This is a genomic window from Brevundimonas sp. (genome assembly GCF_035626975.1).
Taxonomy (GTDB): domain Bacteria; phylum Pseudomonadota; class Alphaproteobacteria; order Caulobacterales; family Caulobacteraceae; genus Brevundimonas.
In genome coordinates this window covers 107,636-132,008 of record NZ_DASPMQ010000005.1, presented here as the reverse complement: position 1 = coordinate 132,008, position 24,373 = coordinate 107,636, and the positions used below count along the sequence as shown (strand labels likewise).

Below are 24,373 nucleotides of genomic sequence, written 5' to 3'. Positions count from 1 at the left end.
TGAAGTTTATCTCGGGCTGTCCGGCTTGACGGCCGGAGCATGGAGCTGGATTTGGCCAGGATCGACTGGACATCGATGCTGAAGAGGACGCGTCGGCTCGCCGCCGCCGCGCCCGCCGCCCTGGCCGCCTTCGGGGTGGCCATGGCCGCCAGTTCGACTGTCCGCCCCGAGATCGACCGCCGCGCCGAGGCCGTCCGCCAGCTGACCAGGGGCGACCTGACCGACAAGGGGCTGGCCGCCATCACCGCGCGCATGACCCCGTCGCAGCTCGCCCTCGCCATCCGCCATGATCCCGCCGAGCGCGGCGCAGCCCTTTACGGCCTCACGCCTGGCTGGGAGAGCCTGTCCCTCGGCGGCAAGCCGTCCCTGGACTTCGGCGCCTCCGGTCTGGAAGCACACAAGCTGAACGCCGCCATGCCGGTCTCCGGCCTGCTGCGGGCGGCGCAGCCGTTCGCCTTCAAGCCCGCCACGGCCGAGGACCGCCGGCGGGCGATCCGCTGCCTGACCCAGGCTATCTACTATGAGGCGGCGCTGGAGCCGACCGAGGGCCAGGAGGCGGTGGCGCAGGTCGTCCTGAACCGAGTCCGCGATCCCAACTACGCCAACTCCGTCTGCGGCGTGGTCTTCGAGGGCGCCGAGCGGGTCACCGGCTGCCAGTTCAGCTTCACCTGTGACGGCTCGCTCGGCCAGGCTCCCGTCGCCTGGGCCTGGAACCGCGCCGCCCGGGTCGCCGAACGCGCCCTCGCCGGCGCCGTCGCCGTCAAGGTCGGCACCGCCACCCACTACCACGCCAACTACGTCCACCCATGGTGGGCCCCGACGCTGAGCAAGCTGACCCAGATCGGGGCGCACATCTTCTATCGCTGGAAGGGCGTCTACGGCGAGCCGGCGGCGTTCCGGCAGGCCTATTCCGGTCGCGAGCCCCGTATCGACGAGGCGCGGTTCGCACGGCCCCGCCTCCAGATCGCCTCCGCGACCGAGGCCGAGGCCGCCCTGGCCGAAGCGGCCGCCAACGGCGAGACCGCCACGCGCACCGTCGTGATCGATGGCCAGACCCGCGTCGTCGGCGTGCTGTCCCTTGGCGGCCGCCAGCAGCCGACCCGCGATCAGATCATCGAGATCAACCAGCGTCTGGCCGCCTTCGAGACGCCGGCCGCGCCCGCTCCCGCCGCGCCGCCGCCCGGGGTGACGGCAATGGACGTCGAGGAAGTGGGTCGCCCGGGCTCCTGACGTCGTTGCGACGCTTCCGGCGGCTCGCAAGATCACCCGCTGGTTCGGCCCCGCCGGAACTGCGGGTGTTCGGCTGACGCCGTCTCAGACCGCTGCACCGTAGGGGTCGCCCAACGGCGTCTCGGTGTGCACCACGCAGCGCCAGCTGTCCCCAGACCGGGTCCAGGTGGTCGTGTCCGCGCACTTCATGTCGTAGGGCTTGGTGTTCATCGTGCCCTTCTGGCTGACCGTATAGCCGATCACAGCCAGATCGTCGGTCGGGAACAGCACCTCGACGTCATCGAGCCGGTACTCGTCCAGCGTCCAGTCGGCGCCTTCCATCATCTTCGTGAAGTCCCCGCGGCTGATCTTCGCGCCTCCCCGGGGACCGGTGACGATCGCCTCTTCGGCCATCATGGCGGTGGCGGCCTCGACGTCCTGTGACACCATGGTGTCCCAGAACCGGGTTTCGAGGTCGACGATCTGTTGGGTGTCGGGCATGGAGCCTCTCCTCTGCTGGAGGGCACAACCCGGGCTCGAGGGCGCGGGTTCCTACCAGACGCCGATCTTCTCGGCTTCCTTGTGCGAGATCGGATGGCCCTGGGCCTTGTGGTCCTGCTCGGCCAGGAAACGCACCGCTTCCAGCGCCGCCATACAGCCCATGCCCGCCGCGGTGACGGCCTGGCGATAGATGTCGTCGGTGACATCTCCGGCGGCCCAGACGCCCTCGATGGCCGTCGCCGCCGTGCCCGGCTGCACCACCAGATAGCCGCCCTGTTTGGTCTCGAGCTGGCCGGCGAACAGTTCCGACGACGGCGCGTGGCCGATGGCGATGAACACCCCGTCGGCGGCGACGTCGCGTGTCTCGCCGGTCCTGACGTTCTTCAGCCGCGCGCCCGTGACGTTGACGCCGCCGTTCTCGCTGGTGCCCAGGATCTCGTCGATGGCCGAGTCCCAGATCACCTCAATCTTGGGGTGGGCGAACAGGCGATCCTGCAGGATGCGTTCGGCGCGGAACTCGTCGCGGCGATGCACGACGGTGACCTTCGACGCGAAATTGGTCAGGAACAGCGCTTCTTCCACGGCCGTATTGCCGCCGCCGACCACGATCACGTCCTTGCCGCGGTAGAAGAAGCCGTCGCAGGTGGCGCAGGCGGAAACGCCGAAACCCTGGTATTTCGCCTCGCTCTCGATCCCCAGCCATTTGGCCTGGGCGCCGGTCGAGATGATCACCGTCTCGGCCAGAAGTTCGGTTCCCGAGTCGAGCGTCAGCCGGAACGGCCGCTGCGACAGGTCGGCCCTGACCACGATGTCTTCGATGACCTCGGTGCCGACGTGCTCGGCCTGGGCCCGCATCTGTTCCATCAGCCACGGGCCCTGGATCACGTCCTTGAAGCCCGGATAGTTCTCGACGTCGGTGGTGATCGTCAGCTGGCCGCCGGGCTGCAGGCCGGCGATGACGACGGGGCTCAGCATGGCGCGCGCGGCGTAGATGGCGGCGGTCCAGCCGGCGGGACCGGACCCGATGATGGCGACGCGAACGGTGCGGGGAGTGCTCATGGCGTCTATTTAGGCGCTGATTCCGGTTCGCGCGATGCTAGGCTCGCATCCATTCACAGGAGGGCGCCATGGAAGGCCGCAGTCATCTGGGCATCGGCATCGCGCTGGGCATAGCCGTCGGCGCCGGCGTCGGCGTCGCGATGGGCAATCTGGCCTTGGGCATCGGCGTCGGAATCGCCATCGGCGTCGCCTTTGGTGCCGCCATGGATGCGGGCAAGCGCCGCAAGGGAAGCTCTGGAGACAGCTACACGTCGTCCGACGGCGAAGGCCGACACACGGACGACGGCGGCTCTGACGGCGGCAGCGGCGGAAGCGGCGGCGGGGGCGGCGACTAGGTTTCTCCCTCCCCGTCCCGGGGAGGGTGGTCGATGCGCAGCATCGACCGGGTTGGGGGCGGCCGCCTACGCGCGCGCCATCCGCTCCAGAATGGCCCGCGCCGCCCGCTCCGTCTCGTTCAGCGGCTCATAGCTCCAGTCGTCCAGCGACCCGTCGAACGGCCGCGCCGCGCCGTGTTCGCGCAGATCGGCGTGCAGGCGGGCGAACTTGCCGCCGGACTTCAGCGGAACCATCGGCAGGATGTGCACAGGCGCGCCAGTCGACGCCGCCTCCGCCGCCATATTGGCGCTGTCCTCGGTGACCAGCACGTGGTCGGCGAAATGCAGGAAGGCGAAATAGGGGTTCGGCCCCGTCCCGTCCCAGATCAGGCCCGGCAGGGACGCCAGCCGCGCCGTCATCACCTGTTTGGCCGCCTCGGGCGTCCGGCGCGAGAAGGTCAGCATCAGCGATCCACCGGCGCCGCGGACAGCGGCCGCGATCCGGTCGGCCAGTCCGGCGGCATGGGCTTCAGGCAGATCGAACGCCGCCGAACGTCCGCCGATCAGCACGGCCACGCGCGGGCGGGGCAGGGGAGCCAGAACATCCTCGAAGGCCGCCGCGCCCTCGGCCAGCCGGGCCGCCGTCACCCGATGGGGCGAACCGGTGATCGACAGCACATTGGGTCCGGCGATGCCGTCGTGGGCCGGGGCCACGACCAGGCCGTAGGCGTCCATCTTCCAGCGGGGATCCTGGGTCTGGACCACGAAGGTTCTGCCCGCTGACCGTTCTTGAACCCGCGCTGACAGCGGCAGGGTGGCCCGGCCGGTGGCGATCCACAGGTCCGGCCAGCGTTCGCCGGGGCCGGGGAACGCCGGATCGGACGACGGGTCCAGCATCCACGGCGCCTTCAGGGCGGACGGCAGCTTGTCGAAGGCCTTGCGCCAGTGGATGCGTTTGATCTCGATGGTGGCGGGGGTCAGCCGCTGCACGGCCTCGGCCAGCCCCAGCGCCTGGTTCTCGATGCCGGCGCGGCCGTCCGAGACGACCCGGATGGAGAGGGGGCCGGTCACCCCGCGGCGGGACGCGCGATCCAGCACATGGCCTCGACCTTGTTGCCGTCGGGATCGCGCAGGAAGGCGGCGTAGTAGCCGGGCGCATACTCAGGCCGTGGGCCAGGCGCGCCGTCGTCGAACCCGCCCGCCGCCAGTCCGGCCGCGTGAAAAGCCGCCACGGCCGCGGCGTCCGACGCGTTGAAACAGATGTGGGTTCCGTTTCCGGCGAGAGCCCGCTTTCCGTCGTGCGGTTGCGCGGCCCAGAATTCGGGGAAGTTGCGGCCGTAGCCGATGCCCACGCCGTGCTCCATGATCCGACGCGCGCCGATCGTCGCCAGCACCGCATCGTAGAACAGCCCGGCCCGGGACAGGTCCGTAACGCCGACGGAAACGTGCGACACCAGAGGCGGGCGCGTTCCGGGGGCGTCTGTCATCGGGCTATTTCCACTCGACCTTGAGGATTTCGTAGGCCTTGACGCCGCCGGGGGTGTTGACCTCGACCACGTCGCCGACCTCCTTGGAGATCATCGAGCGTGCGATTGGCGAGGAGACGGAGATCTTGCCCGCCTTCACGTCGGCCTCGTGTTCGCCGACGATCTGGTAACGGCCCTCTTCCTCGGTGTCCTCATCGACCACGGTGACCGTGGCCCCGAACTTCACCTGATTGCCGCTCAGCTTCGATACATCGATGACCTGGGCGCGGCTGATCCGGTCCTCGATCTCGGCGATCTGACCCTCGATCCAGCCTTGCCGTTCCTTGGCGGCGTGATACTCGGCGTTTTCGGACAGATCGCCGTGTTCGCGCGCCTCCGAAATGGCCGCGATGACGCTCGGCCTCTCGACCGACTTCAATTGCTTCAACTGATCGTCCAGGGCACGGTAGCCCTCGGCCGTCATCGGCACTTTTTCCATATGTCGTGAGTTTCTTAGCTATCGCCCGACTGACAGACTGACTCGGCACAGAGGTCGCTGGGCGCACGCGACCGGCCCAAGAGGGTAGGGCGCCCTATCCCAAGGTTCAAGGGGGGAAGGCGTCCGGTCGCATTGGGCTTATGCGACCGGCTTTCGCCCCCGGGCGCGGATTTGTTGGATTTCGCCCCACAGTTTCACCCGACGGACCAGGCTCCAGGCCAGCCAGGCGACAGCCGCGAGGCCCACCGCCATGAACAGGCTGGAGATCAGAAACACTCCCGCCGCCATGAAGGCGAGGACGAAGGCGACAGCCGCGATCAGGGCGGCGATAACTTGAACGGTTCTCAGGCGCATGGCCCATTAACGTTTCGCCCTGGCCGGGGTTGCCGTCCGGTTCCGGACACTGGGCCGGTTTCGCCAGACTGTGTCCCGGGCGCCGACCGGCTCAGGCGTAGCTGTAGGGCCCACCCCGCTCCAGCGCCCGCTGGTAGGCCGGGCGGGCGTGGATACGCTGCAGGAAGGCTTTCAGTCGGCGCTTGTCGGCGCCGAAGCCGACCCGGCTCGCCGCCGCCTCCACCGGGAAACTCATCATGATGTCGGCGGCCGAGAAGACGTCGCCGGCGAACCATTCCGACCGCCCCAACTCGGCCTCCCAGTACGCTGTATGCGCGGCCAGTTGCGGATCGATCATGCGCGCGTTCATCCCGCGCGCGATTCCGTTGGCGACCGGGCGGGCCAGCAGCGGGACCCGTTTTGGAATCTGGCTGAAGATCAGTTTCAGCAGCAGCGGCGTCATCGCCGAACCCTCGGCGTAGTGCAGCCAGTAGGTGAAGCGCCGTCCCGCCGGAGTGTTCGGCGCCGGCCGCAGGCCTGATCCCGGATGGCTCTCCAGCAGGTATTCGACGATCGCCCCGGTTTCGGCCACCCGGACGTCGCCGTCATCGACCACCGGCGCCTTGCCCAGCGGATGGACGGCCCTGAGTTCCGGCGGGGCCAGCAGGGTCTTTGCATCGCGCTGATACCGCTTCACCTCATACGGCAGCCCCAGTTCCTCCAGCAGCCACAGTACGCGCTGCGAGCGGGAGTCGTTGAGGTGGTGGACAGTGATCATGGCGAATTCCTGCTCAAGCGCGGCTATTCAACGGGAAACGCCACATTTCGCAACTGCGAAATCGGGAACGACGCCGGTCCCCGCTCAGTCCGCCGGAACCGCCACCACCCGGCTCAGCGGAGAGACTCCGTTGGGCGAGAACGCCTCCACGGCGAACCAGTAGTCGACGCCGGTGTTCAGAGCCCGCACCTCAAGCCGGTCGCCCAGTTCGCGCAGGTCGTCGCCGTACACCTGATACGTCAGGAACAGCCGGTCCGGGGCCACGCCCCAGCGCACATTGTAGCCCAGCGCCCCTGACACCGGTGCGATGTGGACCGTGGCGTTTCTCTGGTCCGCGCCGCGCTCGACCCGGATGTCCGTCGGCCGCTCCGGCGGCGTCCCGTCCGAGGTTCCGAACACCCGCAGGTCCGAGATGGCCAGGTGGGCGGCGGCGACCTCGCCGTGCTCGTAGCGGATGTAGCGGGCGTCGACCGGCCGCTCGCCCTCGACATAGGCGTTGGGACGGTCGCGTTCGGAGTTCGACAGGTCGGCGAACACCCGCCAGTCGGCGCCGTCGGGGGACCACAGGAGGCGGAACCGCGTCCGGATGTCGGGCCGCTCCGCATAGATCCCCGACTGATGGTCGGCGTAGTTGACCTGCACGGCATGGACCCGCTGGATCCGGCCCAGGTCCAGCGTCAGCGTCTCGCCCGCCCGGTTGGCCCCGGCGACCCAGAAGGTGCGCGGGTTCTCGTCGGCGGCGCGGTCGGCGGTATACTCGCCCTCGGTCGACGAGGCCTCGGCGGGCGCCTTGTAGGACAGCGGGAACCAGCCGGTGAACAGGCTGTCGGGATCATCGACCTTCCCCGTTGGCATGCGCTGCGGATAGTCGCCGAACCGGCTCGAGAAATGCATCTGGCCGTCAGGGGTGAAGCCGCCCGGGAACATCGCGATGCGGCGCTCGAAGGTCCAGTTGTGCCCGATCCACGGCGTGCCGGTGTTCCACCAGTTGCCGTGCCGGTCCTGGAAGGTAGAGCCGTGCCCCGCCCCCTCGACGAAGCCGCCGGGCTTGTAGCTGACCGGGTTGTAGGGCGCGTATTCGAACGGCCCCAGCGGGCTCGACGCCACATAGGTCCCGTTGGCGTAGGCGTTGTATTCGGTGCCAGGCGCGCCGTACTGCAGATAATACCGCCCGCCGTGCTTCGTCATCCACGCGCCCTCCATGAAGGGCTTGATGGGCGTGCCGTTGGGCAGGCCTCCGGAGTGATCCTGTCCGAACCGCTCCCAGCCGTGCTGGTCCGGGTGCAGCACATGCAGCGCCAGCGGCTCGCCGACGAACCGCACCGGCGGCGCCGGATCGATCTCCGACCCGTACAGCGGATAGACGTTCGACGAGCCCCAGTAGAGGTACCAGCGTCCGTCGTCATCGATGAACAGGCCCGGGTCCCACGGCCCCGGCGGCAGCTTCCCGGCGGGCAGTCCGGCGTCGCCGTACGACCCCTCCTCATTGCGGCTGACCGCCCCCGGCACGGGAGGCAGCACCCGCGTGTGCCAGTCCCAATGCCCGGTCTCCGGATGCTCGCTGACCAGCAGCGGCCGCGGCTCGAACGCCGATTGCATCAGATACAGCCGCTCCCCGTCCGACACGGCCGCCGGCGCGACATTGCTCTCGAACGGCCATTTGTCCGGCTGCACATAGATCCAGTCGAGCAGGTTCTCGCTCGTCCAGTAGCCGTCGGCCAGGGTCTGGAACAGGAAGTAACGGTCCCGGTGCAGCACGATGACCGGGTCGGCCCCGGTGCGGTAGCTGATCCCCCGGTGGGTCTGCTCGAAATTGTATTTGTAATCCACGTCGACCGGATTGGCCCAGGTGCGTGGGCGGGCCTCCTGCGCGGCGGCCGGCGCGGCGAGGGCGGCGGCGAGGGCGATCAGCAGGGTCTGGCGCATGGCCCCAGGCTAGCACGCGCCCCCGCCTGTTGAGTTCACGAGCGGTTTCGCCCAAACCCGGCCGATGACCACGCCAGAGCCCCGCCTGACCTCGCTCGCCCACGGCGGCGGCTGCGGCTGCAAGCTGGCCCCGGCGGTGCTGCGGGACATCCTCAAGGGCCTGCCGCTCGCCGCGCCGTTCGCGGACCTGATGGTCGGAACCGAGACCTCCGACGACGCCGCCGTCTGGCGCCTCAACGACCAGCAGGCCCTTGTGGCCACGACCGACTTCTTCATGCCGGTGGTCGACGATCCGTTCGACTTCGGCCGCATCGCCGCGACCAACGCCCTGTCCGACGTCTACGCCATGGGCGCGACGCCGATCTTCGCCCTGGCCCTTGTCGGCATGCCGGTCGCCACGCTGTCGACCGCCACCATCGGCCGCATCCTGCAGGGCGGAGCCTCGGTCTGCGCGGCGGCGGGCATCCCCGTGGCCGGCGGCCATTCGATCGACAGCGTCGAACCGATCTACGGCCTCGTCGCCCTCGGCCTCGTCCATCCCGACCAGGTCCTGACCAATCGCGGCGCGCGGCCCGGCGACGTGCTGATCCTGACCAAGCCGCTCGGGGTCGGGGTCCTCAGCGCGGCCTTCAAACAGGGCAGGCTCGACGAGGCGGGCTACGCCGCCCTGATCGCCTCGACGACGACGCTGAACACCCTCGGCGCGAAGCTGGCCGGCCGCGCCGGGGTTCACGCGGTCACCGACGTCACCGGCTTCGGCCTGCTGGGCCACGCCCTTGAGATGGCCCGCGGTTCCGGTCTCGCCGTCGAACTCGCCGCCCAGCCGCCCTTGCTGCACGGCGTCGAGGCCCTCGCCGCCGGCGGCGTCCGCACCGGCGCCTCCGGCCGCAACCGGGACAGCTATGGCGCGTCGATCGACCTGCCGTCCGGCCTCGCCGACTGGCGCGTCGACCTGCTCACCGATCCCCAGACCTCCGGCGGCCTGCTCATCGCCGTGGCCGAAAGCGAAGCGCCCGCCCTGCTCGACCTCGCCCGCGCCGAAGGCTTCGATCGCGCCGCCGTCGTCGGTCGCGTGGTCGACGGCCCCGCCCGCGTCCGCGTCCTCGCATGATCCGGCGCACCGTCGATCTGTCGCCTCAGGCCCGCGACGGCTTCGACGCCATCCTGGACGTACGCAGTCCCGCCGAGTTCGCCCTCGACCACATCCCCGGCGCGATCAACCTGCCCGTCCTCGACGACGCCGAGCGCGCCGCCGTCGGGACCGAATACGTCCGGGGTTCCAAATTCCTCGCCCGCCGCGCCGGCGCCGCCCTCGTCGCCCGCAACATCGCCGCCCACCTCGAGGGCGCCCTGGCCGACCGCGACGGCTCGTTCCGTCCGCTGGTCTACTGCTGGCGCGGCGGGCAGCGGTCGGGGGCCATCGTCACCGTGATGGACCAGGTCGGCTGGCCGGTGACCGTGCTCGAGGGCGGCTACCAGACCTGGCGCCGGCAGGTGAAGGCGACCCTCTATGACGCCCCGCTCGCCCACCGGCTGGTCCTGCTCGACGGCCCGACCGGCTCGGGCAAGACGGCCCTGCTCGGCGCCCTGTCCACGCGGGGGGTGCAGATCCTCGACCTCGAGGCGCTGGCCGCGCACCGCGGCTCCCTGTTCGGGGCCATGCCCGGCGGCCAGCCGTCGCAGAAGGCCTTTGAGACCCGCCTGCACGACGCCCTGTCGCGGCTCGACCCCGACCGCCCGGTGCTGGTCGAGGCCGAGAGCAGCAAGATCGGCGCCCGCGTGATCCCGCCCTCCCTGTGGGCCGCCATGTCCGCCGCGCCGGTCGTCGAGATCGACGCGCCGGTGGAGGCGCGGGTCGCCTTCACCCTGCGGACCTACGCGGGCATCGCCGCCGATCCGGAAGCGCTGGACGCCGCCCTGACCCGTCTCCCGCGCCATCATGCGAAGACCACGATCGGGGAGTGGCGCGCCCTCGCCGCGGACGGCGAACTCGAAACCCTGGTTCGCCAATTGATCGAAGCCCACTACGATCCCGCCTACCGTCGCACAGGCGCCGCTCGCGACCGCGCCGTGCTGCGGCGCCTGACCCTGCCGGACCTGACGCCCGTCGGCCTCGACGCCGCCGCCGGGATGATCGTTTCCGCGCTCGACGCTCGCCCCGACCCGGCCTAGCTTCGCCGCATGATCCGTTCCCGCACCGCCGCCCTGATGTCCTCGCTCAGCCTGAGGGTGCTGGTCGCCCTCGTCGCCGGCCTGCTCGCCGGCGCCGCGGCCCAGGCCTACGGGATCCCCGGCGGCACGGGGACCGTGGCGGTGGTCGAGGGGCTGGGCCAGCTGTGGCTCAACGCCCTGCGCATGACCATCATCCCGCTGGTCTTCAGCCTGCTGGTCACCGGCATCGCCTCCATCGCCGACGCCGCCGCGACGGGCCGTCTGGCGCTCCGGGCGGTCGTGGTCTTCGCCCTGCTGCTGCTCGGCGCGACGGTCTACGGCGTCCTGGCGTCCGAGGGCCTGCACGCGCTCTGGCCCATCGATCCCGAGGGCGGGCGGCTGCTGCTGTCGGGCGCGGCGGGCGACGCGGCGGTGCGCGAGAATCTCGGCGGCGGCGGCTTCACGGCCTTCCTGACCAGTCTCGCCCCCTCCAATCCGATCCGCGCCGCGGCGGATGACGCCATCCTCGGCATCGTGGTCTTCGCCATCGTCTTCGGCTTCGCGACCACCCGCCTGCCGGCCCGCCTGCGCCAGCCTCTGACCATCTTCTTCGAGGCCATCTCGGAGACGATGATCGTCATCGTCCACTGGGTGCTGCTGGCCGCGCCCCTCGGCGTTTTCGCCCTGTCGCTCGGCGTCGGCCTGAGCGCGGGCCTCGGCGCGGCCGGCGTGCTGGGCCACTACATCGCCATCGTCTCGCTGGCCCTGATCGGCCTGATCCTGCTGACCTATGTCGTGGCCGTCGTCTTTGGCCGGATCACGCTCGGCCGCTTCGCCCGCGCCGCCGCCCCGGCCCAGGTGGTGGCGTTCTCGACGCAGTCGTCGCTGGCCTGCCTGCCGGTGATGGTCGAGCGGGCGATCGACCGTCTCGGCGTCTCCGCGGCGACCGCGGGTCTGGTCCTGCCTCTGGCCGTGGCTGTGTTCCGCATCACCTCGACCGTGGCCAACCTGGCCGTCTGCATCTACGTCGCCCACCTGTACGGCATCCCCCTGACCCCGGGGGTTCTGGTCGCCGGCGGGGTGACCGCCCTGGCCGTCAGCGTCGGCACCGTCGGCCTGCCGGGCCAGGTCAGCTTCTTCGCCTCCATCGCCCCCATCGCCATCGTCATGGGCCTGCCGCTCGAGGTCCTGCCCCTGCTGCTGGCCGTCGAGGTCGTGCCCGACATCTTCCGCACCATCGGCAACGTCACCGCCGACCTGGCGGCGGCGCGCATCGTCGAGGGCCGGGACGCGACGGCCGACCCGGAAGCGGCGTCGGGAATCTAGGGGCCGATCGCCATGACGATCCACCGGACCGCCACCTTCCTGCTGCTGGCGTGCGCCCTTGCGCTGGCGTTACCCGCCGGGGCGGGCGAAACGCCGGCCGAGCCCCTCCCGGTCCATGTCGGCGGCCGCGCCATCGTCGAGACTGACGGAAGCCTGAGCTTTGGCTGGCCCGGGGTCTATTTCGAGTCCCGTTTCCGCGGACCCGGCGTGCGCATCCGGCTTGACGCACCGGCCGAGCATATGCGCCTCCTGATCGACGGCGAGGAGCGGCTGCTGTTCCGTGAGGCGGGGCTGGTCGACGTCACCCTTCAGGCCCTGCCCGACGCGGATCATGTGATCCGTCTGGAGAAACTGACCGAAAGCCAGACCGGGGGAGGCCGCTTCATCGGCTTCTTCCCGTCCACCGGTTCGACGCCCCTCCCGCCACCGGTCCGATCCCGCCAGATCGAGTTCATCGGCGACTCCCACAGCGTGGGTTATGGCGTCGCGTCGGCCGACCGGTCCTGCACCGCCGACCAGGTCCACGACCTGACCGACACCCAGCAGGCGTTCGGTCCCCGGCTGGCGCGCCGCCTCGACGCCGACTATCGCGTCAACGCCTATTCAGGGTTTGGCGTGGTCCGGAACTACGACGGGACCTCTGCAGGCCTCAGCCTTCCTCTCATCTACGACCGTCTCAAGCCGGACTCTCCCGACCCTATCGAGACGACCGCCTCCGGCTGGCGCCCCGCGATTATCGTGATCAACCTGGGGACCAACGACTTCTCGACGCCCCTGAAGGCGGGAGAGCCCTGGCGCGACGCCGCCGCCCTGCGAAGCGCCTGGCGCGGCGCCTATGTCGCCTTCATCGGGCGGCTGATGCGGAACAATCCCGACGCGCGGTTCATACTGATGGGCTCCGACGCTTTCGTCGGCGAGGCCGAACGGGTCGCGGCGGCGGTGAACGCCGGAGCGCCGGGTCGGGTGACGACGCTCCGGTTCGATGGGCTCGATCTCGGGGGTTGCGACTGGCATCCGTCCGCCGCCGATCAGGAGAGGCTGGCCGATCTGCTTGAGGCGGTCCTCCGTGGCATGGACGATCCCTGGCGCGAAGCCGCCCGCTGAACCCGCCTATTTCGCCGCCCACTTCATCCGGTCCAGCGCCTCGGCGGCCCGCAAGAGCGCCCCGGCCTCCGCCGCCTGCCCCTGACTGACCAGCCACGCCGCGCGCCGGACGGCCTTCATGATCGCCGCATCGGCCCCGATCCTCGGCGTCTCCGGCAAGGTTTCCAGCTCGGCCAGGGCCGTCAACGCCGGCGGCGGATCGTCGGCCCCGCCCCGAAGCGGTCTCAGGTCCAGCCGCTCGGCGATCCGCGCCCGGGTCCAGCCCTCGGCCATGGCGCGGCGGCGCAGATTGGACAGGCCGACGTCGAACCGGCGGGCCACGGACGGCGCGGACTCGCCGGCTACATAGGCCTTGCGGACCTGCGCCCACGTCTCCGGCCCCCGATATTTGCGCAGACGATAGTGCTCCATGCGGGGATGATCGCACGCCGTTACGTCAGAAACGGACGGATGGCTCCCCGGCCACCCCACCCACCGCCGTCATCCTCGGGCTTGATCCGAGGATCAGACCGTCGGGCGCCGGGTGGCGGGGCGCACGGGCGCGCTCGCCGGGCCGGCCCATACGCACAGCCCGCCTCTCGCCTCTGATCCTCGGGTCAAGCCCGAGGATGACGGAGCCAAAACAACACGGAATCCGCACAATTCTTCATGGCCGACCTGACCAAATTACGCCCGCGGTTGCAGCAACCGCATGGTCGAAATCGTCACGAACTGGTCAGCCGTGCGCGTAGTCCTGGATCGGCCGCACATCCAGATCCCCGGCCTTGATCGCCCCGATCGCCTGCGACGCCGCCAGCGCCCCCGCGGTCGTGGTGTAGTAGGGGATCTTCATCATCAGGGCCGTCCGGCGCAGGCTGAAGCTGTCCTGCAGCGACTGCTTGCCCTCGGTCGTGTTGATGACCAGCTGGACCTCGCCGTTCTTCATCGCGTCGACGATGTGGGGACGGCCCTCCAGCACCTTCTTGACGAAGGTCACCGGCAGGCCCTGTTCGGCGAGGAAGCTGTGCGTGCCGCCCGTGGCCATGACGCTGAACCCCTCGGCCAGCAGGGTCTTCACCGCATCGATAATGAAGGGCTTGTCCCCGTCCTTGACGCTGACGAAGGCGCAGCCGGCGACCGGCAGGATGGTGCCGCCGCCGATCTGGCTCTTGGCGAAGGCGCGGGCGAAGGCCGGGGCCATGTCGGTCTCGCCGTCGCGTTTCCAGTCAAGCCCCATGACCTCGCCGGTGGAGCGCATCTCGGGCCCCAGGATGGTGTCGACCCCGGCGAAACGGGCGAACGGGAAGACGGCTTCCTTGACCGCGATGTGGTCGTACGGCTTGTCGGCGAGGCCGAACGACTTCAGCGGGACGCCGGCCATGACCTTGGCGGCGATGGCGGCGATGGGCTGGCCGATGGTCTTGGCCACGAACGGCGCGGTGCGGCTGGCGCGCGGATTGACCTCAAGCACGAAGATGCGTGGCTCGGCCGAGTGCGGCTCCTCGATGGCGAACTGGACGTTCATCAGGCCGCGCACCTTGAGGGCCCGGGCCATGGCCTCGGTCTGGCGCTTCAGCTCGGCCACGGTTTCCGCCGACAGGGAGTAGGGCGGCATGGAGCAGGCGCTGTCGCCGGAGTGCACCCCGGCCTCCTCGATATGCTCCAGCACCCCGGCCACGAACACCGTCTCGTCGTCGCACAGGGCGTCGACATCCACCTCGGTGGCGCGGTTCAGATAGTGGTCGATCAGCACCGGGTCGTCGCCCGACACCCGCATGGCCTCGCCGACGTAGCGGTCCAGCTGCTCGCGGTCATGGACGATCATCATGCCGCGGCCGCCCAGCACGTAGGAGGGACGCAGGACGACGGGATAGCCGACCTCCTCGGCCTTCTGCGCGGCCTCCTCGGCGCTGCGGGCCAGGCCGTTGGGCGGCTGCATCAGGCCGATGTCGTGCAACATGACCTGGAAGCGCTCGCGGTCCTCGGCCAGGTCGATGGAGTCGACGCTGGTGCCCAGGATCGGCACGCCGTCCGCCTGCAGCGCATGGGCCAGTTTCAGCGGGGTCTGGCCGCCGAACTGGACGACGACGCCGATCAGCTCACCCTTCGAGCGTTCGACGTCGATCAGCTCCAGCACGTCCTCGGACGTCAGCGGCTCGAAATACAGGCGGTCCGAGGTGTCGTAGTCCGTCGAGACGGTCTCGGGGTTGCAGTTGACCATGATGCTTTCGACGCCGATGTCGTCGAAGGCGAAGGCCGCGTGGCAGCAGCAGTAATCGAACTCGATCCCCTGCCCGATCCGGTTCGGCCCGCCGCCCAGGATGATCGCCTTCTTCCGGTCGGTCGGGCTGGATTCGCACTCGGGGATCTGGCCCAGGGCGCCGGTCTCGTAGGTCGAATACATATAGGCCGTGGCGCTGGCGAACTCGGCCGCGCAGGTGTCGATCCGCTTGAACACGGGGCGCACGTCGAGGTCGCGGCGGGCTTTGCGCACGGCGGCTTCGGTCTGACCAGTCAACTGACCGAGACGAGCGTCCGAGAAACCCTTGGCCTTCAGCTTGCGGAAGTCCGTCGCGGTGGTCGGCAGGCCCTGCACGACCACATGGCCCTCGGTGCGCACGATGTCGGCGATCTGGCGCAGGAACCACGGCTCGTAGGAGCAGGCGGCGTTGACCTCGTCGACCGACAGGCCATGCCGGAACGCCTGCGCGATCACCCGGATGCGGTCCGGAGTCGGCTGACCCAGCGCCCGGACCACGGCGGCCCGCACCGAGGCCTCGTCGTCGACCTCGAGCACGCCGTCGATCTCGATCTCGTTGAAACCGGTCAGGCCGGTTTCGAGCCCGCGCAGGGCCTTCTGCATCGACTCCTGGAAGGTCCGGCCGATGGCCATGACCTCGCCGACCGACTTCATCGAGGTCGACAGGGTCGCCTCGGCGCCGGGGTATTTCTCGAAGGCGAAGCGCGGAATCTTGGTGACCACATAGTCGATCGACGGCTCGAACGAGGCCGGGGTGACCTGGGTGATGTCGTTGGTCAGTTCGTCCAGGGTGTAGCCGACGGCCAGTCGGGCGGCGACCTTGGCGATCGGGAAGCCGGTGGCCTTGGAGGCCAGGGCGGACGAGCGCGACACCCGCGGGTTCATCTCGATCACCACCATGCGGCCGTCGGCGGGATTGATCGCCCACTGCACGTTCGATCCGCCGGTCTCGACGCCGATCTCGCGCAGCACGTTGATCGAACCCGTCCGCATCCGCTGATATTCCTTGTCGGTCAGCGTCAGGGCGGGGGCGACGGTGATGGAGTCGCCGGTGTGCACCCCCATCGGGTCGATGTTCTCGATGGAGCAGATGATGATGCAGTTGTCCGCCTTGTCGCGGACCACCTCCATCTCATACTCCTTCCAGCCCAGCACCGACTCCTCGATCAGCACCTCGGTGGTCGGTGACAGGTCCAGGCCGCGCTCCACGATCTCGCGGAACTCCTCGACATTGTAGGCGATGCCGCCGCCGGTGCCGGCGAGGGTGAAGCTCGGGCGTATGATCGCCGGCAGGCCCACGAACTCCAGCGCGTCGTCGGCCTCGTCGATGTGGTGCACGGCCTTGGAGCGCGGGCTTTCGAGGCCCAGCTTGTCCATGGCGTCGCGGAATTTCTGGCGGTCCTCGGCCTTGTCGATGACGTCGGCGCGGGCCCCGATCATCTCGACGCCCCAGCGTTCCAGCGCGCCCGAGGCGTCCAGCGCCAGCGCCGTGTTCAGCGCCGTCTGCCCGCCCATGGTCGGCAGCAGGGCGTCGGGCCGCTCTTTCGCGATGATGCGCTCGACGAACTCGGGCGTGATCGGCTCGATATAGGTGGCGTCGGCCACTTCCGGGTCGGTCATGATCGTGGCCGGATTGGAATTGACCAGGATGACCCTGTAGCCCTCGGCCTTCAGCGCCTTGCACGCCTGGACGCCGGAATAGTCGAACTCGCACGCCTGTCCGATCACAATGGGCCCCGCCCCAATGATCAGGATAGACTGGATATCCGTGCGCTTAGGCATTGTTTCTACAAGACTTTCAGTTCGTCACGAGCGCGCATTCCCAGCCGTCGTAGTCCAGCTGGAAGGCCGCGGCCCAGGATTGCATCATGGAGGAAACGGGCGAGAACGAGGTTTCGTCGACGGCCATGGTGGTTTCGAGGATGGTGCAGTCGTCCTGCCCCCGGGTCAGGAACCCCGCGCGCCGCGCCACCTCGTTCAGATCGTCGTGGGCCCCGTCCCCATAGAAGTAGAACAGGGTGTGGCGGGGCGTGACGCCGCTGTCGCCATGCGCCGCCAGCGACGCCCGGACCATGGCGTCGCGCTCTTCGTGAGGGACGGCGTCATCGGTCAAGGCGGCTGGTCTCCTCGCACGCGGGGACCCGACGCGGGCGTGGCCGGCGCGGGGCGGTTCGGGTTGTCGGTTAAGCGGCCCGTCTAAAGACGGGGGGGCGGCGGAGCAAGCGCTTATCCGTCCGACCGCGCATCGATCCAGTCGGGCAGGTTCAGGATGCGGTCGAGCGCGCCGTAACGCGGATGCCCCTCGGGCGGGTCGGCCAGCTCGTGCGCCCAGGTGATGGCGTAGGGGATGTGCACGGCGAAGGCCCCCGCCTCCAGCGCCGGCAGCACGTCCGACTTCATCGAGTTTCCGGCCATCACGGCCTCGTCCGCGCCGGTCCCGTGGCGCGCGAACACGCGTTCATAGGTGGTCCGGTCCTTCTCCGAGACGATCTCGACGGCGGCGAACAGATCGCCCAGCCCGGACGCCGCCAGCTTGCGCTCCTGATCCAGCAGGTCGCCCTTGGTGATCAGCACCAGACGGTAACGTTCGGACAGCCGGGCCAGCGCCTCATCGACGCCGGGCAGGGTCTCGACCGGATGGGCCAGCATCTCGCGCCCCGCGGCGAGGATTTCCCGGATCGCCCCGGCGGGCGGCTCGCCGTCGCACATCTCCATGGCCGTCTCGATCATCGACAGGGTGAAGCCCTTCACCCCGTAGCCGTAGAGCCGCAGGTTACGCCGCTCGACCTCAGCCAGCCGCGCCTGGACGGCCACGGTGTCATGCTCGGCCAAAAGATCGAGGAACCGCGCCTGCGTCAGCCGGAAGATCGTCTCGTTGTGCCAGAGGGTGTCGTCGGCATCGAGGCCGACCGTGGTGATGGTCATGGGCGGATCCGCTGGTGTGGGCTCCTCCTGACCCGCCCCAACAGTCAGGTCAACGCTCGTACCGCTCCGGTCCCGCTTCGGGAATCGACATGGTCAACAGCCTTTTGACCACGTTTGTCAGCGATGTGTTTTCACCTTGGAGCGCTTGCTGCATGCGGGGAGGCCTTTTTCAGACCGGCTGGAGAAACGGTCATGAGGAACGAGCCCGGGTACCCGACGACCTTTACGGTCGCGCCGGACCCCGATCCACGAGACGATGGATCGCACGATGCGATCGCCCGGATCGGCGAGCGCAGGTCCTACGCCGCGCCTTATGAGAGCCTGACCTTCACTCTGCTGACCCGGGCCCGGCGGGAACTGATCGTGACCCTGGCGGCGCAGCCTGTGTTCGACCTGGCGCGCTCAACTCCCGTTGCGCGGCGCGTCCGTCGGAGCGTGCGCCATCGTGGCGGCGAGAGCGCGCTGGTCGGTCTCGGCCGGCGCACCCTCGAGCCCGCCGACCTGGTCCGCATCGACACCCAGACCCTGAGAAACGGCCTCGATCTGCTGCGGCTCGGAACCAACGACAGCGGCGTCCTTCCCGCCTTCTGGCGCACGGTGGCCTCGAGCGGCGGCCGGTTCGACCTGTTGTGCGCGGAGATGCAGCATGAATCCACGCCGGGAACCTTGCTGATCGAGGTGATGGGCGGGCTGGAGCAGGCTCCGCCCGACGCGATCCAGGAAGTCATCCAGCATTTTGAAACCGGATCGTTCGGATTGATCCTGCATATCGCCCCCGACCCTGGCGTGGCGCTTCGGCTGTCGCAGGTGCGCGCGCGGTGCCTGGCGATCGACTTCGCCGGCGTCGAGCATGAGAGCGCGCGCGACTGGCAGGGGGCGGCGCAACTGATCGGGGCGGCCCGGCAGGCCTGCCCCCAGGTCATGCTGCTGAACCTGCGCCCGGACCGGGGTCTCGCGGCCAAGGCCGCCGGCGCCACCCACGCCGTGTTCGCGGGCATGGACGCAGTCATCGTCTGAGGACGGTTGACGTCGAGGCCGACGGCGGGCCTTGATCAGCCATGCAGGCCACGCTTACCGCCCGGCTCTATGGTTGCCCCGACGCCTGGGCGCGCGAGCGGGCGACGGTGTTCGGCCGCACCTGGTTGTTCCTGGGGCACGAAGCAGAGGCGGTGACGCCGGGGGACTGGATCGCGACCGACGTGGCCGGGCATCGGCTGCTGGCCGTGCGGGGCAAGGACGGGGCCTTGCGGGCCTTCCACAATGTCTGCCGGCACCGCGCCGGGCCGCTCGTGCAGGGCTCAAGCGGCCATTGCGAGGGCGAGATGGTCTGCGCCTACCACGGCTGGCGCTACGCGCTGGACGGGCGGCTGCGGGCGGCGACGGGTTTCGGCACGGTCGAGGGGTTCGATCCGCGAGAGTTCGGATTGTTCGGGGTGCGGCTCGAGATCTGGCGTGGACTGGTGTTTGCGAACCTGGATCCGGAAGCGGCGCCGCTTGCCCGCCATGTGGCGCCGCTGGAGGACCTGCTCGCGGAGCGGGGTCTGGAGATCGCCGCGCCCGCCCTGCGCCGCAGCCACGACCTGGACTGCGACTGGAAGGTCTATGCCGAGAATTATCTGGAGGGGTACCACATCGGGTCGGTCCATCCTGTCCTCGCCGGCGAATTGGGCTCGGCCGAGTATCGGATCCGGGTCGACGGCGATCTGGTCGTGCAGGAGGCGGTCGGGGTCGACGACGGGCCGCAGGCGGGAGTGTGGGGCTGGCTGTGGCCCAACCTGGGGATCAACGTCTATCGCGACGGCGCCATGATCGAGCGGATGACGCCGGTGGGGGCGGGGCGGACGCGGCTGGATTATCTGTTCCTGAACAATGGCGGAGCCGCCGCGCTTGGGGACGCGCTGGAGGCCTCCGACCGGCTGACCGCCGAGGACGCGCGGATCTGCGAGGCGGTGCAGGCCAACCTGTCGGCCGGGGCCTATCGGCAGGGCGTGCTCAGCGCGCGCCACGAGGCCGCCGTAGCCTGGTTCCAGTCCCGTCTCGCCGAGGTTCATGCATGAGCGACGCGCACCCTCATATTCCGCTGGCCGAAGAGCCGCTGTCGGACCGGCACAAACTGGGCTGGGGGCTGGCGGCCCTGGTCGTGGCCGGCAACATGATCGGGTCCGGGGTCTACCTGTTGCCGGTCAGTCTCGCGCCGGTCGGCAGCTCCAGCCTGATCGGCTGGCTGGTGGCCGGGGCGGGGGCGGTGACGCTGGCGCTGGTGTTCGGCGCGCTGGGGCGGTTGCAGCCGGACGCCGACGGCCTGCCGGGGTTCGCGGAGCGGGGGCTGGGCCGGTTCTTCGGCTATCAGACGGCGCTGGCCTTCTGGACCGCCTGCCTCGTCGGGAACGTCGCCATCGCCGTGGCCGCCACGGGTTATCTCGGCTTCTTCTGGCCGGTGCTGAGGGACCCGATCGCGGCGACCTTCTGCAACCTGGGGATCATCTGGCTGGCGACCATCGCCTATATCGTCGGGGCCCGGACGGCGTCGGGGTTGGCGGCGGTAGCCCTGGCCATCGGCATCGCGCCGATCGTGGTCGCGGTGGCCGCCGGGGTCATGGCCTTCGACCCGCAGACCTTCGCCGCCTCGTGGAGCCCTTCGGGCACGGCGCTGGTCCAGAGCGTGCCGGCGTCGCTGGCGGTGATCTTCTGGGCCTTCCTCGGCGTCGAGAGCGCCGCGGCCCTGTCGGTCAGGGTCAAGCATCCGGCCCATGACGTCGGCCGGGCCTCGGTGGCCGGCGTGTTGCTGGCCACGGTCGTCTACGTCGCCGCCACAGTAGCGGTGTTCGGAGTCATTCCGGCCGACGTGCTGGCCGCCTCGACCAGCCCCTACGCCGACCTGGCGGCGCGGGTGTTCGGCGCCTCGATCGCCGGGGCCGTGGCGGTCTGCGCCATCATCAAGACGGTCGGCACCGTCGGCGGCTGGGTCATGCTGGGGGGCGAAACGGCGCGGGCGGCGGCGCGGCATGGCTACCTGCCCTCCGGCTTCGGCGAGGGGGAGCGGACACCGATCGCCAATCCGCTGCTGGGCGGCGCGATCATGAGCGTGGTCGCGGTGCTGTCGGGCCAGCCGACGCTGGGCGGACAGTTCGGCGTGCTGGTGGGCGTCACTGCGGTGCTCAGCCTCGTCGTCTACGCCATCTGTTCCGCCGCCCTGTTCCGCATGGCCCGATGGTCCCACGCCCGGACCGTGGCCGCCGCAGGCTTCCTGTTCGCCACGGCCGCGGTCGCCGCCGCCGCGCCGGGCTATATCCTGCCGACGGCGGGGTTCTTCGTCCTGACGAGCCTGGCCTGGCTGGTGTTTCTCAGAAAGTCGTCGTCGCGCGTTGACCCCGCGGCGGGCGACGCCTAACCACCGCGCCGTTTGCTCGCCGGGATTCGGTGCTACGGAGCCAGCCATGACCACCAAGCTTCTTCCCGGCGTCACCGGCGTGCTCGCGCTCGCCGACGGAACCATCCTGCAGGGCCTCGGCTGCGGCGCGACCGGCTCGGCCCTGGGCGAGGTGGTCTTCAACACCGCCATGACCGGCTATCAGGAGATCCTGACCGACCCATCCTACATGAGCCAGATCCTGGCCTTCACCTTTCCGCACGTCGGCAACACCGGGGTGAACGTCGAGGACGTCGAGCAGATCGGCGGCGGTTCGGACACCTCGGCCCGCGGGGCCATCTTCCGCGACCTGCCGACCGATCCGGCCAACTGGCGCAGCGAGAGCGATTTCGACGGCTGGATGAAGCGGCGGGGCGTGGTCGGGCTGGCCGGGGTCGACACCCGCGCCCTGACCGCGCGCATCCGCGACGCCGGCGCGCCGCACGCCGTCATCGCCCATGACCCGGAGGGCCGGTTCGACCTCGAGGCGCTGGTGGGGCAGGCGAAGGCCTGGACCGGTCTGGTCGGGCTCGACCTGGCCAAGGACGCCTCGACGCTGCAGTCGTTCGACTGGGATGAGGGCCTGTGGGATTGGCCGGAAGGCCATCCGCGCGTCGACGCCTCGGACAAGACCGTGGTCGTCGTGGACTACGGTGTAAAGCGCAACATCCTGCGGGCGCTGGCCTCGACCGGCGCGAAGATCACCGTGGTGCCGGCGGATACGACGGCCGAGGCCATTCTGGCGCGCAACCCGGACGGGGTGGTGCTGTCCAACGGGCCGGGCGATCCGGCCGCCACGGGCGTCTACGCGGTGCCGGAAATCCGCAAGCTGGTCGACAGCGGCAAACCTGTCTTCGGCATCTGCCTGGGTCACCAGATGCTGGCGCTGGCGCTGGGGGCGAAGACAGTCAAGATGGACCAAGGGCACCATGGGGCCAATCATCCGGTCAAGGACCTGACCACGGGCAAGGTCGAGATCGTGTCGATGAACCACGGCTTCACCGTCGATCGCGACAGCCTGCCCGATGCGGTGGTCGAGACCCACGTCAGCCTGTTCGACGGCACCAACTGCGGCATCGCCCTGAAGGACCGGCCGGTGTTCAGCGTGCAGCATCACCCGGAGGCGTCGCCGGGGCCGACCGACAGCCTCTACCTGTTCCAGCGCTTCGCGGATTCGATGAAGCGCTGAGTCCGTCGCCGTTCCCTGAGAGGTAGGGATGGCAGGGTGCGCATTCAAAAAGTACGGCGGGCGGATTCTGTTTAAACAGACGAGCGCGCCCGCTGGGGGAGAGCCGGGCCTGGAGGCGGCGCCGGTGGGGGAACAGTGCTGTCAAAGACCACGCCCGGTGGGGCTTTGGAGCATTATGCACGGCTGGGCGTCAGAAGCGGACGTAGGGGCGCGGATGGGGCTTCTCGGCCGCTGACCGAGGGGGCCGAGATGGCCGGAAAGTGCACGGAAGTGTCGGGTTGGCAGGGTACGGGATGGCAGGGTTTGGGGCGCCCGACCGGCTCATCCGAGATGGCTTTTTACCCCCATTCCAGCACCGTCATCCTCGGGCTTGACCCGAGGATCAGACCGTCCGGTGCTCGGTGGGGCGAGTTGCGGCCACCTTCGCGAGGCCGTCCCCGCCGCACAGCACGACCCCGCCTCTGATCCTCGGGTCAGGCCCGAGGATGACGGAGGATGGGGCGATTGAGGGCCTAATCCTCGAAGCCGAACCGCACCGCGACGCTGACGAGGGCGTTCTCGCCGTCGTGGGAGCGCATCAGGACGCTGACGTAGCGGACCGGGCCGAGACGACGGCCGGAGGCTTCGGCGATGGCTTCGGCCTGGGCGCGGGCCTTGCGCACGCCGTCGGCGGTGGCCTGGTTCCAGACCGGTTCGCCCGGATCGCGGGTCGGGTCCAGTCCGAGCAGGGACAGAAAGGGCGTCATGGCCCCGAGGTTCAAGCCATTGAGGCTGTCGTCGAGATTGGTGACGCCGGCCTCCACCAGGGCGTCGACGAACTCGGGCAGGCGCGACTCGTTGGGCCGGTCGAGCTTGACCTGAACGGACGCGGTGACGGTGCGGGTGTCGGCCGCGCCATCAAGGGTGGCGGGCGCCATGACGGCGTCCACGGCCGCTTCCACCTCCGCCTCGACTTCCGCTTCGTCAGAACTCCAGTCCATCCCGGGCATGACGGTATCGACCGTCCATGCGTCCGCGTCGGCGATCGCATAGTTGGTGGTCCCGACCTCCATCGCCACGTCGAAGCGGTTGGCGACGGAACGGACCCGCTCCAGCTGGGCGTTACGATCGGCGACGGCCTCGACGGCGGTCTTGCCCGTCCCCTTGATGGTGACGGTCATCGGGGTCGAGGCGGCGGCGGGCAACGGAGCCTCGCCCTGGGCGGTGACGAACAGGCCGGGGCCGCCGGTCATCGATTCGGCCATGCTCTGTCCGAACTGGTCCACGGCGGCGGCCACGGGGCCGGCGATGTCCTGCGCTGCGGCGGGGGCCCCGACGGGCGTGGCGACGGCGAGCGTGGCGGCGGCCACGGCGGCAGTGAGACGGTTCATGGTGCTTTCCCCCCGGAGATGCGGGCCGGAGACAACCACAAGAGCCTGGCCGTGGCTAGGCCGGCGGAGCCTTCGGTTCGGCCTGGAACATCTTGTTGATGATGACCCAGCGGCCGTCGATGCGCGACAGGGCCATGTAGTCGGTGAAACGGACGGCCGGATAGTCGAGCACGATCTTGGCGACGGCCGTGTCGCCGGTGACGTCGATGCTCTCGATCCAGCGCCGGCGCTGCGCCTCGTCGGCGGCGGGCGCGCCGGAGGCCCGGCCAATGTACTCCTCGGACGTCATCCGGATCAGGGTTCCGTTGCGCATGCCCCAGAGCTGGGAGTCGGGATGGAAGGCGGGACGGAATTCGTCGGCCAGACCGGTGGCGTGGCCGCGCAGATACGCCTCAAGCGGCGCGCGCACGGCGGCGTCGACGGCCTGGACTTCGGGGGAGTGGGCCCGCCATGCGTCCTGCGCCATGACGGGGGCGGCGACGAGGGCGACGGCCAGCGCGGCGGCGATGATCAGCGGTTTCATGTCAGTCTCCAGACCCCGGTCCCCGACCGATCGAAGCACGTTCGCGCGGGCG

At 69.7% G+C, this 24,373-nt stretch carries 24 protein-coding genes; 10 read left to right on the top strand and 14 right to left on the bottom strand.

Going from position 1 to position 24,373, the window contains the following annotated elements; all coding sequences use genetic code 11:
• The first annotated feature begins 75 nt into the window (after window positions 1-75).
• On the top strand, window positions 76-1,230 hold the full coding sequence (locus VEB62_RS01470; RefSeq protein WP_324794729.1) for a cell wall hydrolase: 1,155 nt from the start codon (window positions 76-78) through the stop codon (window positions 1,228-1,230).
• Between the two features lie 84 nt (window positions 1,231-1,314).
• Here the strand turns inward: VEB62_RS01470 and VEB62_RS01465 are convergent, their stop codons facing one another.
• Together VEB62_RS01465 and trxB are read right to left on the bottom strand one after the other, a co-directional pair.
• Window positions 1,315-1,710, bottom strand: coding sequence for a nuclear transport factor 2 family protein (locus VEB62_RS01465; protein WP_324794728.1), 396 nt, complete (start codon window positions 1,708-1,710; stop codon window positions 1,315-1,317).
• Between the two features lie 51 nt (window positions 1,711-1,761).
• Entirely contained in the window at window positions 1,762-2,769 is a 1,008-nt protein-coding gene (gene trxB / locus VEB62_RS01460) for a thioredoxin-disulfide reductase (RefSeq protein ID WP_324794727.1), read from the bottom strand.
• Between the two features lie 68 nt (window positions 2,770-2,837).
• Here trxB and VEB62_RS01455 point away from each other — a divergent pair, with 68 nt between their 5' ends.
• Window positions 2,838-3,104 (top strand): glycine zipper domain-containing protein, encoded by a 267-nt coding sequence (locus VEB62_RS01455; RefSeq protein WP_324794725.1) that lies wholly within the window; start codon window positions 2,838-2,840, stop codon window positions 3,102-3,104.
• Between the two features lie 66 nt (window positions 3,105-3,170).
• Here VEB62_RS01455 and VEB62_RS01450 read toward each other — a convergent pair whose 3' ends face one another.
• From VEB62_RS01450 to VEB62_RS01425, 6 genes are all read right to left on the bottom strand, one after another.
• On the bottom strand, window positions 3,171-4,154 hold the full coding sequence (locus VEB62_RS01450) for a mitochondrial fission ELM1 family protein (protein ID WP_324794723.1): 984 nt from the start codon (window positions 4,152-4,154) through the stop codon (window positions 3,171-3,173).
• Window positions 4,151-4,570 carry a VOC family protein gene (locus VEB62_RS01445; protein WP_324794722.1) on the bottom strand — a complete coding sequence of 140 codons (420 nt, stop codon included), beginning with the start codon at window positions 4,568-4,570 and terminating at the stop codon, window positions 4,151-4,153. The genes VEB62_RS01450 and VEB62_RS01445 overlap by 4 nt, the downstream gene beginning before the upstream one ends.
• Before the next feature lie 4 nt (window positions 4,571-4,574).
• Window positions 4,575-5,048, bottom strand: coding sequence for a transcription elongation factor GreA (greA, locus tag VEB62_RS01440; RefSeq protein WP_324794720.1), 474 nt, complete (start codon window positions 5,046-5,048; stop codon window positions 4,575-4,577).
• Window positions 5,049-5,186: 138 nt separating this feature from the next.
• Window positions 5,187-5,402 (bottom strand): hypothetical protein, encoded by a 216-nt coding sequence (locus VEB62_RS01435; protein ID WP_324794719.1) that lies wholly within the window; start codon window positions 5,400-5,402, stop codon window positions 5,187-5,189.
• Between the two features lie 91 nt (window positions 5,403-5,493).
• Complete coding sequence (locus tag VEB62_RS01430) at window positions 5,494-6,159, bottom strand: glutathione S-transferase family protein (protein WP_324794718.1); 666 nt, start codon at window positions 6,157-6,159, stop codon at window positions 5,494-5,496.
• 84 nt (window positions 6,160-6,243) lie between these two features.
• Window positions 6,244-8,085, bottom strand: a complete 1,842-nt coding sequence (locus VEB62_RS01425) for a family 43 glycosylhydrolase (protein WP_324794716.1) — start codon at window positions 8,083-8,085, stop codon at window positions 6,244-6,246.
• A 64-nt stretch (window positions 8,086-8,149) separates the two neighbouring features.
• Here VEB62_RS01425 and selD point away from each other — a divergent pair, with 64 nt between their 5' ends.
• From selD to VEB62_RS01405, 4 genes are read left to right on the top strand one after another with little or no spacing between them, the layout of a single operon-like run.
• On the top strand, window positions 8,150-9,196 hold the full coding sequence (gene selD / locus VEB62_RS01420; RefSeq protein WP_324794714.1) for a selenide, water dikinase SelD: 1,047 nt from the start codon (window positions 8,150-8,152) through the stop codon (window positions 9,194-9,196).
• A complete protein-coding gene (gene mnmH, locus VEB62_RS01415) occupies window positions 9,193-10,257 on the top strand; it encodes a tRNA 2-selenouridine(34) synthase MnmH (RefSeq protein ID WP_324794713.1) in 1,065 nt (354 codons plus the stop codon). The genes selD and mnmH overlap by 4 nt, the downstream gene beginning before the upstream one ends.
• Window positions 10,258-10,266: 9 nt before the next feature.
• Window positions 10,267-11,562, top strand: a complete 1,296-nt coding sequence (locus tag VEB62_RS01410) for a dicarboxylate/amino acid:cation symporter (protein ID WP_324794711.1) — start codon at window positions 10,267-10,269, stop codon at window positions 11,560-11,562.
• Between the two features lie 12 nt (window positions 11,563-11,574).
• Complete coding sequence (locus VEB62_RS01405) at window positions 11,575-12,666, top strand: SGNH/GDSL hydrolase family protein (protein WP_324794709.1); 1,092 nt, start codon at window positions 11,575-11,577, stop codon at window positions 12,664-12,666.
• A 6-nt stretch (window positions 12,667-12,672) separates the two neighbouring features.
• Here VEB62_RS01405 and VEB62_RS01400 read toward each other — a convergent pair whose 3' ends face one another.
• The 4 genes from VEB62_RS01400 to VEB62_RS01385 all read right to left on the bottom strand — a co-directional run bounded on the left by VEB62_RS01400 (window position 12,673) and on the right by VEB62_RS01385 (window position 17,830).
• Entirely contained in the window at window positions 12,673-13,077 is a 405-nt protein-coding gene (locus tag VEB62_RS01400; RefSeq protein ID WP_324794708.1) for a hypothetical protein, read from the bottom strand.
• Between the two features lie 304 nt (window positions 13,078-13,381).
• Complete coding sequence (gene carB, locus VEB62_RS01395) at window positions 13,382-16,687, bottom strand: carbamoyl-phosphate synthase large subunit (RefSeq protein WP_324794706.1); 3,306 nt, start codon at window positions 16,685-16,687, stop codon at window positions 13,382-13,384.
• Window positions 16,688-16,703: 16 nt separating this feature from the next.
• A complete protein-coding gene (locus tag VEB62_RS01390; protein WP_324794705.1) occupies window positions 16,704-17,018 on the bottom strand; it encodes a hypothetical protein in 315 nt (104 codons plus the stop codon).
• 113 nt (window positions 17,019-17,131) lie between these two features.
• Entirely contained in the window at window positions 17,132-17,830 is a 699-nt protein-coding gene (locus tag VEB62_RS01385) for an HAD family hydrolase (protein ID WP_324794704.1), read from the bottom strand.
• 192 nt (window positions 17,831-18,022) lie between these two features.
• On the opposite strand from VEB62_RS01385, the gene VEB62_RS01380 reads away from it, so the two are divergent.
• From VEB62_RS01380 to carA, 4 genes are read left to right on the top strand one after another with little or no spacing between them, the layout of a single operon-like run.
• Window positions 18,023-18,847 carry a hypothetical protein gene (locus tag VEB62_RS01380; protein WP_324794703.1) on the top strand — a complete coding sequence of 275 codons (825 nt, stop codon included), beginning with the start codon at window positions 18,023-18,025 and terminating at the stop codon, window positions 18,845-18,847.
• Between the two features lie 41 nt (window positions 18,848-18,888).
• Window positions 18,889-19,887, top strand: coding sequence for an aromatic ring-hydroxylating oxygenase subunit alpha (locus tag VEB62_RS01375; protein WP_324794702.1), 999 nt, complete (start codon window positions 18,889-18,891; stop codon window positions 19,885-19,887).
• Entirely contained in the window at window positions 19,884-21,221 is a 1,338-nt protein-coding gene (locus VEB62_RS01370; RefSeq protein WP_324794701.1) for an amino acid permease, read from the top strand. The genes VEB62_RS01375 and VEB62_RS01370 overlap by 4 nt, the downstream gene beginning before the upstream one ends.
• A 46-nt stretch (window positions 21,222-21,267) precedes the next feature.
• The gene (carA, locus tag VEB62_RS01365) at window positions 21,268-22,428 is read left to right on the top strand and encodes a glutamine-hydrolyzing carbamoyl-phosphate synthase small subunit (RefSeq protein WP_324794699.1); all 1,161 of its coding nucleotides are present in this window, start codon (window positions 21,268-21,270) and stop codon (window positions 22,426-22,428) included.
• Between the two features lie 512 nt (window positions 22,429-22,940).
• Here carA and VEB62_RS01360 read toward each other — a convergent pair.
• Window positions 22,941-23,798 (bottom strand): SIMPL domain-containing protein, encoded by an 858-nt coding sequence (locus VEB62_RS01360; RefSeq protein ID WP_324794698.1) that lies wholly within the window; start codon window positions 23,796-23,798, stop codon window positions 22,941-22,943.
• A gap of 55 nt (window positions 23,799-23,853) precedes the next feature.
• Window positions 23,854-24,321 carry a nuclear transport factor 2 family protein gene (locus VEB62_RS01355; protein WP_324794695.1) on the bottom strand — a complete coding sequence of 156 codons (468 nt, stop codon included), beginning with the start codon at window positions 24,319-24,321 and terminating at the stop codon, window positions 23,854-23,856.
• Between the last annotated feature and the right edge of the window lie 52 nt (window positions 24,322-24,373).